Source organism: Corynebacterium sp. HMSC068G04, assembly GCF_001814885.1.
Lineage (GTDB): Bacteria > Actinomycetota > Actinomycetes > Mycobacteriales > Mycobacteriaceae > Corynebacterium > Corynebacterium hiratae.
In genome coordinates this window covers 71,327-84,552 of sequence record NZ_KV818301.1, presented here as the reverse complement: position 1 = coordinate 84,552, position 13,226 = coordinate 71,327, and the positions used below count along the sequence as shown (strand labels likewise).

Annotated in this window: 9 protein-coding genes; 8 read left to right on the top strand and 1 reads right to left on the bottom strand. The window is 63.7% G+C overall.

The features are described 5' to 3' along the window. Positions 1-103: 103 nt before the first annotated feature. Genes HMPREF2993_RS03705 through HMPREF2993_RS03670 form a run of 8 tightly spaced genes read left to right on the top strand, consistent with a single transcriptional unit; the run spans position 104 to position 12,399 of the window. Positions 104-325, top strand: coding sequence for a DUF3107 domain-containing protein (locus HMPREF2993_RS03705; protein ID WP_046647465.1), 222 nt, complete (start codon positions 104-106; stop codon positions 323-325). Positions 326-357: 32 nt separating this feature from the next. Then, positions 358-1,299 (top strand): DUF3152 domain-containing protein, encoded by a 942-nt coding sequence (locus HMPREF2993_RS03700; protein WP_070701054.1) that lies wholly within the window; start codon positions 358-360, stop codon positions 1,297-1,299. Between the two features lie 29 nt (positions 1,300-1,328). After that, on the top strand, positions 1,329-2,102 hold the full coding sequence (locus tag HMPREF2993_RS03695) for a hypothetical protein (protein ID WP_070701051.1): 774 nt from the start codon (positions 1,329-1,331) through the stop codon (positions 2,100-2,102). Positions 2,103-2,105: 3 nt separating this feature from the next. Continuing rightward, positions 2,106-5,282 (top strand): ATP-dependent DNA helicase, encoded by a 3,177-nt coding sequence (locus tag HMPREF2993_RS03690; RefSeq protein ID WP_083318686.1) that lies wholly within the window; start codon positions 2,106-2,108, stop codon positions 5,280-5,282. Continuing rightward, complete coding sequence (locus tag HMPREF2993_RS03685) at positions 5,275-8,487, top strand: ATP-dependent helicase (protein ID WP_070701047.1); 3,213 nt, start codon at positions 5,275-5,277, stop codon at positions 8,485-8,487. Before HMPREF2993_RS03690 ends, HMPREF2993_RS03685 begins: the two co-directional genes overlap by 8 nt. 42 nt (positions 8,488-8,529) lie before the next feature. Further along, positions 8,530-9,642: a potassium channel family protein gene (locus tag HMPREF2993_RS03680; RefSeq protein ID WP_070701044.1), complete on the top strand. Its 1,113-nt coding sequence runs from the start codon at positions 8,530-8,532 to the stop codon at positions 9,640-9,642. After that, entirely contained in the window at positions 9,642-10,376 is a 735-nt protein-coding gene (locus HMPREF2993_RS03675) for an NAD(+) diphosphatase (RefSeq protein WP_070701042.1), read from the top strand. Before HMPREF2993_RS03680 ends, HMPREF2993_RS03675 begins: the two co-directional genes overlap by 1 nt. After that, positions 10,348-12,399 (top strand): ATP-dependent DNA helicase UvrD2, encoded by a 2,052-nt coding sequence (locus HMPREF2993_RS03670; RefSeq protein WP_210401545.1) that lies wholly within the window; start codon positions 10,348-10,350, stop codon positions 12,397-12,399. The genes HMPREF2993_RS03675 and HMPREF2993_RS03670 overlap by 29 nt, the downstream gene beginning before the upstream one ends. Here the strand turns inward: HMPREF2993_RS03670 and HMPREF2993_RS03665 are convergent. Further along, positions 12,396-13,226: a hypothetical protein gene (locus HMPREF2993_RS03665; protein ID WP_046647470.1), complete on the bottom strand. Its 831-nt coding sequence runs from the start codon at positions 13,224-13,226 to the stop codon at positions 12,396-12,398. The genes HMPREF2993_RS03670 and HMPREF2993_RS03665 overlap by 4 nt on opposite strands.

Sequence of the window (13,226 nt, the reverse complement as noted above, 5' to 3'; positions counted from 1 at the left end):
ACCTTGATAGTAGAGGACGTGGCTATAGTGGGGCCATTAGAGCGCCGGGGGCGCAGGCCTCACGGCACCGATTAATGACAACGATCTAAGGGAGACACACCACATGGACATCAAGTTTGGTTTTGCCGATACCGCCCGCGAACTGGTGATTCACGCCGAAGGCGAGCGTGAGGAACTGACCCAGACCATTAACAACGCCTTGGCGGAGAACTCTACCCTCGAATTGAAAGACACCAAGGGCCGCTCCTACATTGTGCGCACCGAGCGAGTCGTCTACGTAGAAATCGGCACCGCACGCGCCCACACCGTCGGTTTCGCGGGCTAAGTACGCGCGCGCCGTCTCAGCGGGTAGCCTAAATGGCCATGGAGAATCCCGCGGATCTTGGACAGCACCCACAGCGCCTTTCAGAGGTGGAGCGTTTCGCTCGCGAGTATGGCTGGTGGCGCGTGGTGGCGATCCCTGTCATGGTCGTCATCACCGTGTGGGTGCTCGTTGACGTTTTCCGCTCCCCAGCCCAGGAGGCAGAAGTGACGGCGGCAGGGGAGACGTCGACAAGCAGCGCCACCGCAACCCCGTCCCTGCCCAAGGGGCCCGATCCTGCCAACGCCAGTGCGATCGCTGCCGCCAAGGATGGCTTGCCCGCCGGCGGTGCCTTCACGGAGCAAGGTGATGAAACCTACCGCGATGCTGGCCCTTCCACCATGCACGCGGGCAAGGGCGGAAAACAGACCATCCGTTTCTCTGTGGAGATCGAAAACGGCGTGGACACCTCCACCTACGGTGGGGATGCTGCGGTGGTCGCTCTGGTCGACGCCACCCTGTCCGACCCCCGCGGGTGGACCGCCAACGGAGACTTCGAATTCATCCACGTCAAGGCCGAGGACAACCCGGATACGCACATCCGTCTGACCTCACTGGGGACCACGGCGAAGCTGTGTGGTGCGCAGCTGGAATCGGAAACCTCGTGTCACACGACGATTACCGGTGAATCCGCGGTCAACCTCAACGAGTCTCGCTGGGTGCGGGGCGCTGCACCGTTTGAGGGGGATTTGGGCAACTACCGCCAGTACCTGATCAACCATGAGTTCGGCCACGCCATTGGTTACGCGGCCCACCAGCCCTGTGGTGGCGAGGGTAATCTCGCGCCCGTCATGATGCAGCAGACGCTGAGCCTCAACAACGGGAAGCTCTTTGAGAAAGAACCAAACGAGGTGTATCCGGACGAGGACGTCACCTGCGAGCCGAACCCGTGGCCCTACCCGAATCCGGCTAATTCTGATCACGCCAAGCCCGAGTAAGCCGCTCGAAATTTAAGGACTATTTCCCCATGCCACTGCCACCTGAGCCCGTTCTTGCCGCCTTCAACGCCGAGTTCCACCCGCGCCGCACGCAGGGAGAGCTCGTGGGGCCTGCCTGGGATAACGGGATTCGCGTCGGGGATATCGTCTTTGCCGAGGCGCGGCCGTGGACTGGTTGGTCCGCCAAGGTACGCGAGAAACTCAGCGTGCCGGGAGCGCGTATCGCCCGCCCGGTTCTGACCGCCGATGGGCGCTACACAGCCGCTGGGTGGAAGGCCACGCAATTCGTGGAGGGCCAGCTGCGAGGTCGCATCGATGAAACCGTGCAGTTGGCGCTGCGCCTTGATGACGCCCTCGATGTGGCCCCGCTGCCCACCATGGACCGACACGAGGACGTATTTGCGCGGGCGGAGCGGGCCGCGTGGGAGGAGAGCGGCGAAGCTTATTCTGATGCTGAGCTTGCGCACCTCCCGTTGGTCACCGCTCACATGGATCTTCTGGGAACCACCATTTTTTCCGGCGCCAATCCGCCGGCGCTGATTGATGTCGTGCCTTCTGCCGCTCCGCGTCCGGCGGGCTGGACTGCAGCGATAGTCATGGTGGATGGTCTGATTGCGGGGGCGGTGGATGGTGATATTTGCACCCGCTTTGCAGCGGTGCCCGGAATGCAGCAGCTCTTGCTGCGTGCGGTGGCGTATCGCCGTTACGTCAATATCCTGCACCCGCGCTCCAAGGCGACCGTGCGTTCGAACATTGAAAGGGTGGAAGAGGCTCTCGTGTCCGCGGCATCTGACAGACTGTAGGACGTGAAGTACAGCAGCGAATCCCCCACACGTTCCGGCGTCACGCTTCCTCCCTCGCCGGATGTCCGCCTTGTTCCCCGGAACCGCCGGGCCACGTCTCGCACATGGGATGTACCGGTGCCCTCGGAGGGTACGTGGCGGGTGCTCGGTGCGGCGGGTTCCGGAGTATCGAGCCTGCTGATCGACGTGGTCTTGGGCCAGCTCAACGCCGGGGCCGATGCCTCCGGCATCCTCGTCGTCGCCCCGTCCAAGGAATCCGGTTCGCTGCTGCGCCGGGAATTAGCAGAAAACCTCGATGATTATGCGGCGCAAACATCGATGGTGCGCTCGGTGCACTCGTTGGCCTTTGCATTGCTGCGCCAGAGCAGCGAGGAAGAGCTGCGCCTGATTACCGGCGCAGAGCAGGATGCGGTCATCCGCGAGCTGCTCCAAGGCCATGCTGCGGATGGCAGGGGTGCGTGGCCGGAGGAGATGCGGCCGGCCCTGGAGTACGTGGGTTTTGCGCGCCAGTTGCGTGACTTGTTGTTGCGTGCCATCGAACGGGGGCTGGGCCCGACAGAGCTCGAGGAGCTCGGGGAGCGCCATGCTCGGCCCATGTGGACTGCTGCCGGCGAGTTCCTGCGCGAATATGAGCGGACTCAGGCGCTGGCGGGTTCGCATTCCTATTCCGCGGCAGAACTGGTCAGCCAGGTGCTTTTGCGCCCTGAGCTACTGCGCGAGCACCCGTGGCACACCATCGTGGTCGATGACGCCCAGTTGCTCGATCCGACCTCCGGCCAGCTGATCGCGGAGTTGGCGAAGACCGCCCGCCTCACCGTGATTGGTGGTGACCCCGACCAAGCGGTCTTTGCTTTCCGTGGTGCTAATTCGGAATTCCTCACCACGTGGGAGGCGGAGAACGAGCTGTGCTTAGACTCGACGCACCGCACTCCCTCCCCGGCCTGCGTGAGCGTCGTGGAGTCCCGCGGCACCTTGCGCGATGTCCTGGCCAACACGGTTCGCCGCCGGCACCTCGAGGACGGTGTGGACTGGCGTGATATCGCTGTCATCGTGCGCTCTACTGGGGATATCGGCCCCGCCCGGCGCACGCTGCTGTCTGCTGGCGTGCCGGTGCACATCAACCCCACGGACGTGGTGCTGGCGGAACAGCGCTTGGTCAAGGCGGTGCTTCTGGCTCTACGTGCTTTGGAGAATGAGCTTGAGCCCGTGGAGCTCGAGGACCTGATTACCGGTCCTGTCGGCGGTGCGGACCCAGTCACGCTGCGGAGGCTCATTCGCGGCCTGCGCCGTTGGAAGCCGGAGCAGCGCGGTATGGACACGCTGCGAGAGCTGCTGGATGGTGAGTTGCCGGACTTCAACAACCTCCTGACTGAGCGCGAAGAAGCGATCCTGGCCCGCATTCGCGGGGTGCTGTCGGCCGGGCGTGCGGCCCTGCACGTAGGCGCCGCAGTCGAGGAAGTCCTCTGGGAGGTGTGGCAGGCCACCGGTTTGGACACGCGCCTGCAGGCGGCAGCCTTGCGCGGCGGTGCCGCGGGTTCGCAGGCGGACCGAGACCTGGATGCCATGATGGCGCTGTTCGATGCCGCCGGTGACTATGCCGAGCGCCGCCCGGCGGCCTCCCTAGAGTCCTTCATCCTGCACATCACGGAGCAAGAATTGCCCACCGGCGTGCGGGATCGTCGCTCGGCGCTGCCTGATGCGGTAGAGATCCTCACCGCGCACGGCGCGGTGGGCCGCGAGTGGGACACCGTCATCGTGGCGGGCGTTCAGGAAGGAACGTGGCCGTCGGTAGGGGAGACCGGCTCTCTCTTCGGGCAAGAGGACCTCATCGATCTCCTAGATCGCGGCATCACACCCGGCACCCCAGTCAGCCACGTGTCGGGGCGCTTGGCGGAGGAGCGCCGGCTCTTCCACGTGGCCACCACGCGTCACCGATGCCGCCTGCTCGTCCTCGCGGTGGATTCGCCGGAGAGCGATGTGGCCGAGGAGCCGTCGCGCTTCATCGATGAGTTCCTGTCCGCCCGCGGTGTCGATGTCCCAGGAGCACAAGCGCGCCGGGAAGCAGGTAAGCGGCTGGCGCGCCAGGCCTGGCCACGCGAGCTGGGCCTCGAGGTTCCGGAACCGAATCCAGTGACGTTGCCCAGTGCGGCTAGTGGGGAGGAAGAGCTCGATCCCCTTGACGTCTCCGTGCTCTCGGTGCCCGCCTTCGTGGCGCAGCTGCGGCGTTGCGCTACCGATCCGGAGACGGGTGAGGCCGAGCGCTCCCAAGCGGTGCGGCAGTTGGCCCGTCTGGCCGAGGCTGGGGTTCCGGGGGCGCACCCGGATCAGTGGTGGGCCGCCCGCGGCATCGCCTCGGAGCTGCCTCTGCATGGTTCCAGTACCGTGTCGCCGTCCCGGGTCGATGCCCTGCTCACGTGTCCGCTCAATGCGGTGCTCGGGCAGCTCGTCGAGGATGACTCAGCGGATATCAACCTTCTGCGGGGAAATTTGGCGCATGCTTTCCTGGAGGCGCTGGGCCGGGGAGCTGCCGCTGAGCCTGCGAAGCAGCTCGTGGTTGATGCCTTCGCCGCGCTGCTTGATGGCCCCGCGTGGCGCCGCGAGGCTGAGCGCGCGGACTTTGAGCGCCTTATCGACCGCACCCACAGCTGGGTGCTCTCGAGCTCGACGTCACTCGAACCCGTCGGCGTTGAGGTTCCCGTCACCGTGGACATCGGCCTCGATGTCACCATTCGTGGGTTCATCGACCGGCTGGCGAAGGCCGGTGAGGACTATGTGGTAGTGGATCTCAAGACCGGAACAACGGTTCCCTCGAAGGCCAGCGCCCAGGACAATACCCAGCTCATGACGTATCAGCTGGCCCTGGCACACGGTGAACTCGTCACGGCACCAGCGGACTCTGACGGCGAGCCTCAGTCTGTATCCATCCGGACCGGTGCCGGCCTGCCGCGTGGCGGCGGCGTGCTGGTGTACCCGCGATCCAGCGCTGCCTCCGTGTCCACCCGGGAACAAGCGACCAAGCCCCCGGAGGAACTCGAGGAATTTGCGCAGGCGCTACCTGCACTCGTGGCCGAGCTGCGCGGACCGGGGCTGACCGCGCGTGAAAACGCCGATTGTGATCGGTGCCCGATCCGCCCTATTTGCCCTGTGATGAATGAAGGAGCTCTGGTGACCGATGCCTAAGAACACCACCCAACACTTCAGTCCTGAAGAGCTGGCCAGTGCGCTGGGGAAGCCTTTTCCTCCCACCGCAGAGCAAGCCGCAGTCATCGACGGTCCACTCGGGCCGAAACTTGTCGTGGCCGGCGCGGGCGCTGGTAAGACGGAGACGATGGCCTCGCGCGTGGTGTCGCTGGTCGCAAACGGGTTGGTGCGGCCCGAGCAAGTCCTGGGCCTGACCTTTACCCGCAAGGCAGCCCAGCAGCTGGAGCAGCGCATCCGCCGCCAGTTGCTGACCCTGCGCTCCTCAGGAATCCTTGCTCCGGGCAGCCCAGCGGCAGAGGCAGTGGAGAATATCGCGCCTAACGTCTCCACCTATGACTCCTACGCGGGTGATCTGGTCCGCGAGTATGGCTTGCTCATGCCGGTGGAGCCGAATGCCCGCATTATCACTGAGGCGGAGCGCTATGCCATCGCCCACGAGGTCGTCAGCAACTACACGGGCTCGCTGAGCACCGATAATGCCGTGGCCACGGTCACCGCCACCTTGCTCAAACTGGCAGAGACCATGGACGGGGAGCTCAAGGATCCCCATGATCTGTATGAGCACGAGGACATCTTCCGCAAGACCGCTGAGGACCTAGAGAAGAGCAAGAGGACCAGCAGTGAGTACAGCCAAAAGCTGCAGGGATACCTGGATACCCAACGCCTGCGCCTGGAGTACCTGCCCTTGGTGGAAGCACTGAAGAAGGAACAGGCGGAGCGGGGCGTCATCACCTTCGGCGAGCAGATGTCCATCGCTGCCACCCTGGCCAAAAACTTCCCCCTCTTGGGCGAGCAACAAAGCGCGCGGTATCGCTTGGTCATGCTGGATGAGTACCAGGACACTTCCCACGCGCAGCGCATCCTGCTGCGTTCCCTCTTCGGTGGTAAGCGCGAGGGGCTCTCGGTTACCGCGGTCGGTGACCCCATGCAGTCCATCTATGGCTGGCGAGGGGCGACGGCGGAAAACCTCGAGGCCTTCGTCACGGACTTCCCGCAGGCTGACGGCACCCCGGCGCCCAAAGACCAGCTGACCACCTCCTGGCGCAACCCCTCGACGGTGCTGGGAATGGCCAATGACGTGGCCTCGAAGCTCTTCTCCGAAAGCCCGGGCGAGCGGCCGGTGGATGAGCTATCGCCGAAGCCCACCGCGCCGGCAGGCACGGTAGAGCTGGGCTATTTCGCCTCCGAAGATGAGGAACGAGACTTCATCGCAGAGCACCTGCGTCAGCTCTATGAGTCCACGCCGGAGGGTGAGGACTTCAGCGCCGCAGTACTCGTGCGCACCAATAAACAGTCGCCGTTGATCGCCGCGGCCCTGGACAAGGCCGGGGTCCCCAACGAAATCTTTGGTCTTGGCGGGCTGCTCTGGCAGCCGGAAATCCAAGACCTCGTAGCAGTGGCCACTCTGTTGGTACGTCCGCAAGACACCGCGGCGGCGCTGCGCGTGCTGACCGGGCCGATGTGCGGCCTAGGTATCGCCGACATCCAGGCGCTGCATTCGCGTCAGCGCAACCTTGCCGGTGCTGCGGAGGGGCGCACGCGCTGGGAGGGCGGTGATCCCCTGGAGCACCTGGCTACCCAGATCGAGGACATCACCGCAGAGGGGCCTGACCAGGTGCTGGGGCTTGCCGACGCCCTCGCAGACCTCGGCGAACGCGAGCGCTACAGTGCCGAAGGTCTAGAGCGCATGGAAGAGGTTTCCTCTAAACTGCGCTACCTCCGCACCTATTCCCTGGGAAAGTCGCTCAACGACATTGTCGCCGATATTGAGCTGCTCTTTGGCCTGCGTACCGAGGTCTTAGCCTCCGAGAAGCCAGGCGGGGCAACACACCTCGACGCCTTCGCCGACGTCGTCGCTGGTTTCCACGGGGAAGGCCTAGCCGGGCTCCTGGACTATCTTGAGCTGGCTAAGGAGAAGGAAGACGGCCTTGAGTTGGGAGAGGTCCCGCTCGTGCGCAACCGCGTCCACATCATGACGGTGCACAAGGCTAAGGGCTTGGAATGGGAACACGTCTGCGTGGCACACGCAGATTCCACAAGCTATAAGGCGCAGGCGGAGACTTTCCTGACCAAGATCGAAAAAGCACCGGGTGATGAGGATGTCATCGATGTCCCCGAGGACGCGGTGACACGCTCCGACTTCGACAAGGCGTGCGAGGCTTTCAAGGAACAAAACCGCGAGTTCCAAGCAGAGGAAGCAGCCCGCCTGTTCTACGTGGCAATGACCCGCACCGAGTCCACCCTGACGGTGACTGGCTCCGGAACCAATAAGGCGAAGGGCAAGAGCAAGAAGGGCCCGTATTCCTACCTGCAACTGCTGGCGGATAAGCACCCAGAGCTCGTCGTCCACTGGGAGGTCCCCGAGAACCCCGTGGAAGACGAAGAGCGCTCTGTTACGGAGGCCTCTTTCCCTGCACTAACCCCGCAACCGGAAGCGCTCAAGGCCGCAGACGCGGTACGCGCGGCAATGGAGAACCTGCCACCGCTGCGCGATGGCGAGGTCTTCGGGCTCTGGGAGCAGGAGGCGAGCGCGCTCATCGAGGAACACAAAGCCCTCCAGGCCCCAGTGGTCGATGTGGAGCTGCCTGGCGAGTTGACAGCCTCCGACATGGTGGCGATGTCAGCGGATCCCACTCAGTTTGCCCGCCGCCAGCGCCGCCCCATTCCCTTCAAACCCAACTCCTATGCCAAGCGCGGCACCGCCTTCCACGCCTGGCTGGAGGATCGGTTTGGGGCGCCTGCCTTGCTGGGGGAGGACGAGCTGCCCGGCTCCCACGATGAGCCGGACCACGACCTGGAATCACTCAAAGAGTCTTTCCTAGCTTCGGAGTGGGCGCAGCGCACGCCTGCCTATGTGGAAGCGCCTTTTGAGATCACCATTGGGGACTCGGTAGTCCGCGGCCGCATGGACGCGGTTTTCCAGCAGCCGGATGGCTCGTGGCTCATCGTGGACTGGAAGACTGGCCGTCGCCCCCAGGGCGCTGCACTGAACTCGGCGCAGATTCAGCTCGCCGTGTACGCGGAGGCATGGCGGCGTATTCACGGCGTGGAGACCGTCCGCGCGGCGTTCTTCTATGTGCATGAGAACTACCTTTTGGAGCCGGATGACTTGCCCACTGGAGCACGGCTGGCTGAGCTTTTAAGCTCTGCAGTTTCCACGCCACCAGGGTTGAGTCTAAGGTAGTCTCACGAGGAAATCCGCATCATCTAGGGAGGTTGGCGCTTCGTGCCCAAGCACTTAAGAAAACGCATTACGTCGCGTTTTTTATCGCAGGTTGAGCTGACCTCGCAGCCTGACCACGCGTTGCTCGATGTCATCACGATTCCGCGCACGCAAAGCACCAGCCCGTGGAAGCAACTGGCGCGCCGCGTGATATGGGCCATGGGGCTGATGGTCTTTGTCACCATCATCGTCTTTTTCGACGGTGACGGGTATAGCGAGGATTTGTCTTTCTTGGATGCCGCTTATTACTCAGCGGTGTCGTTGACCACTGTGGGCTACGGCGATATTGTCCCCGTGACCCCCACCGCGCGTTTCATTAACCTTATTATCGTCACCCCGGCCCGCCTGCTCTTCCTTGTTTTGTTGGTCGGTGCTACCTTGTCGGTTCTGACGGATCGAGCCCGTCGCACGTTTGAAATCCAGAATTGGAGAAAGCAATTGCGTAACCACACCGTCGTAATCGGCTATGGCACCAAGGGCGCCGGTGCGGTCGCCGCGCTGATCGCGGATGACGTCCCCGCCTCCCAAATCGTTGTTGTTGATAACAACCGTGCGGCCCTGGCCAGCGCCGAGCACCACGGCCTCGTCACCATCTATGGCTCCGGAACCAAGCAGGACGTGCTGCGCATCGCCGGCGCGCAGCATGCCTCCTCCGTGGTTGTGACTCCGTCCACGGACGATACCGCGGTGCTGTGCACGTTGTCCGTGCGCGAGCTTAATCCCAAGGCCAAGGTTGTCGCGTCTGTGCGTGAATCTGAAAACCGCCACCTTCTCCTTCAATCCGGTGCTGATTCGGTGGTGACCTCGGCGGAGACGGCCGGCCGCCTCCTAGGCCTTGCTACCGTAACGCCAACCGTGGTGGAGATGATGGAGGATCTCCTCTCACCGAACGAGGGCTTCTCCGTTGCCGAGCGCGCGGTGCGCGAATTCGAGGTGGGCTCCAATCCGCGCCACCTCGCCGACATTGTCCTGGCCGTTTTGCGCAACAACGAGCTGCACCGCGTCGACACAGCAGATGCTTATGCTCTCAAGCCCGGTGACCGTCTGCTCTACATCAAGCATGAGATGCAGCAGGCTGCGGAAGATACCGATGAAGACGGGGACGAAGGCAACTAATGTTCCTTCCTGTCACCGAGACCGGCCGCGTCCCAGTTACGCCGCAGGGCCAGCCGGTCTTTCTGGCTGAGCCAACGGGGGACATCGTGGTCACGGCCGGGGCCATCCATGCTTTCCTGCTGGGCACCGAGGCCGCCGAGCGGCTCGGCGCGCTGCGTGATGCCACCTTCTTTAACGGTCAGCGCGACATCCTCAAAGCCCTGCACCTGATCCGCAACCGTCGGGAAGCGCGCTTTGATCCGCGCAGCGGCCGCGAGCTGTCTTATCCTGCGCCCGGGGCGGTGGGGCACGACGGCGAGCGCCTCGTCTTCCCGCGCCTTGATCCCGCCGTCATCGGCATTATCCGTCACGCAGAGTCGGACCAGATCCTGTTGGCTCGTAACCGCCACCGTCCGGACTTCTTCTCTTTGATTGCCGGATATGTGGACCCCGGTGAGACCCTCGAAGAAGCGATGATTCGGGAGGCACTGGAAGAGACCGGCCGCCGCCTTGAGTCAGTCAAGTACTGGGGTTCACAGCCTTGGCCACCCAGTGGCTCCTTGATGGTGGGCTTTTCCGCGGTCACGGAGGATGTCCAGCCCGTGTGCGATACTGACGAGGAGCTCGCTGAGGTGCGGTGGGTGTCCCGCGCCGAGCTTCCAACAATGACCATTGCCCGCCAGGGCTCAATTACACACACGATGATTATGGAGTGGTTCCACGGTGATGAGACCGGATCTGTCCCTGCTCGATGAAGACCAGCGGGCCGCCGCCACGGCGCCGCGCGGCCCGGTCTGCATCCTGGCCGGTGCCGGAACGGGCAAAACTCGCACGATCACCTATCGCATCGCCCACATGGTGGATCAGGGCTTCGTCAACCCGCAACGCGTGCTGGCCGTCACTTTTACCTCTCGTGCCGCGAGTGAAATGCGCGAGCGGCTCAACCAGATGGGCGTCGGGGGAGTACAAGCCCAAACCTTTCACGCCGCGGCGCGCCGCCAGCTGAAGTACTTCTGGCCGCAGGTCGCCGGGGATCTACCGTGGCAGCTCATTGATAATAAGTTCAGCCTGGTTGCTCGTGCGGTGCGTTCGCTTGGTCTGGACAATAATAAGGACACCATCCGTGACTTCCTGGGGGAAATCGAATGGGCCAAGTCCTCGTTGATTAGCCCCGAGGGATATCCCGGCGTCATCGAGTCCACGGACCGTGAAGCCCCGGGGGACCCGGCTAAGGTGGCAGAGGTCTTCCGCCGCTACGAGGACATGAAGGCCACCCCGGATCTCATGTACCTCGATTTTGATGATTTGCTCATGCACATCGCGGGTGCCATAGAGAACGTACCTGCGGTGGCGGAGGTCTTCCGTGAGCAGTACCGCACCTTTGTCGTCGATGAGTACCAAGACGTGACGCCGCTGCAACAGCGCGTGCTGGAGGCCTGGCTGGGGCAGCGCGATGATCTGACGGTCGTGGGCGATGCTAACCAGACCATTTACTCCTTCAACGGGGCTTCCCCGGAGTACCTGCTGAATTTTTCTCGCACCTATCCGCAGGCCACGGTGGTCAAGCTGCAGCGAGATTACCGCTCCACTCCGCAGGTGACGGATTTGGCCAACGAGGTCATCTCGAAGGCCACGGGCCGCGCGGCGGGGACCCGCCTGGAGCTGCAAGGTATGCGCGAGCCTGGGCCCGAGCCCACGTTTAAGGCCTATGAGTCTGAGGAGATCGAGGCCAAGGAGGTCGCAGGCCAGGTTCTGACCCTGCTGAACCAAGGCGTGAAGGCCTCTGAAATCGCTATCCTTTACCGCATCAACGCGCAATCGGAGCAGTTTGAGCAGGCGCTTGCTGACGCCGGAGTGGTCTACCAAGTCCGCGGCGGCGAAGGCTTCTTCCGCCGTCCAGAGATCTTGGAGGCCATCCGCGTGCTCATCGCTGCCACTCGCCGTGATGATCTGCCGAATGACCCGGTGGCCGTAGCGCGTGCGGCCTTCGTGGAGCTGGGGCTGTCCGCCACGGAACCGCAAGGCGCGCAGGCCCGCGAGCGCTGGCAGTCGCTCACGGCGTTGGTGGATCTCATCGCGCAGATCGTAGAGGACCACGAAGGGATCGACCTGCCTGGCGTGCTGGGGGAGCTGCACCGCCGTTCCGAAAACAAGCACAACCCCACGATGGAGGGCGTTACCTTGGCTACCATCCACGCTGCCAAGGGCTTGGAGTGGGATGCGGTGTTTTTGGTGGGGCTCACCGAAAAACTCCTGCCCATTAACCACGCTATCAAGGCCGGCGATGAACACGTTGAGGAGGAGCGCAGGCTGTTTTATGTCGGCATTACCCGCGCCCGCGAGCACCTAGCTTTGTCGTGGGCGCTGGCTAAGACCACCGGTTCGCGGGCCTCGCGTGAGCGAACTCGCTTCCTGGACGGCGTGGTGCCGGGAATCGAGGAGAGCCAGACATCGAACCGTCGCTATCGTCCGCGCCGCTGCCGCGTGTGCTCAGGCCAGCTCAGCAGCCCGGCAGAGAAGGTCCTCGGCCGCCACGAGTGGTGCGAGTACGAAGGCGATGAGGATGTCTTCAATGCGCTGCGCGCCTGGCGCGCGTCCGTGGCTAAGGACTCCCAGGTTCCTGCCTATGTCGTGTTTTCCGATGCCACCCTGCAAGCCATCTCGGAGGCTCTTCCCGCCAGCGAGGCGGAGTTGCTCGATATCTCCGGGGTAGGCCCCTCCAAGCTGGAGCGCTACGGCGCGGAGGTGCTGCAGATCATCGCCTCGACCCGGGGTTAGGCACCGGCGCAGTACGTACAGCGCGGGTGCTCCATCAGCAGCCGGTGTTGCTCGATCCCGTAGGGGTCTATCTCCTTAAGCTCCCCGGCTAACGGCTTGCCGCCGGGAGCCCCGGGCGGGGCGGGCCTTCCCAAAAGGCGGCGGATGGTGACCGCAGCATGCATCACTATTGCGGTGCGCACGATTGGATCCCCCGGCGGTTCTACCGCGGCGGCGCGGCGCGCCACCTCGTGCCACTGCTCGTCCGCATCGATGCGGTGCAGATGCGCGCACAGTGGGCAAGGCCCCGCGCCGGACACCCGGACCGGACCGATGATGCCGCGGGCATCCAACATCGATACCGGCAGCCACGTCGCCGAGGATTTGTGCAGGGCTTGTGCCCATTCCGTGGCGCCGTCCAACATGTCGACGGCCACGATCGGCAGGTACCCGGCCACGTTCGCGATGTACTCGGAGGGTGTTTCGCTGTGGAGAGGGGAGCGGGGCTGGAAGGAATCGTTAAGGAGGACATCGCGCAGCTCATTGGCGAGGGCCGACGTACCCAGCACGGCCACGCGCTGCGGCTGGGGCGCTGGCCATAGAACCCGGTAACTGATCAGATCATCAACCAGGCTGCGGGCAGCGGACGGGCTCGTGCCCGTATTCTCGATGGATTTTTCAATGGTTTGCCGGGTCAGCGGGGTGCGCAACCGGTTGAGCAGGCGTGCCAGTTGCGGGTGGGCCTCGAACACGCCAACGCGCGTGGCATCCATGCCACACTGGAGCATTCCGGGTTCGCGCTCCAGGATTGTGGTTTCCGGCGCCAACATGTACGTCTGTGCAGACAT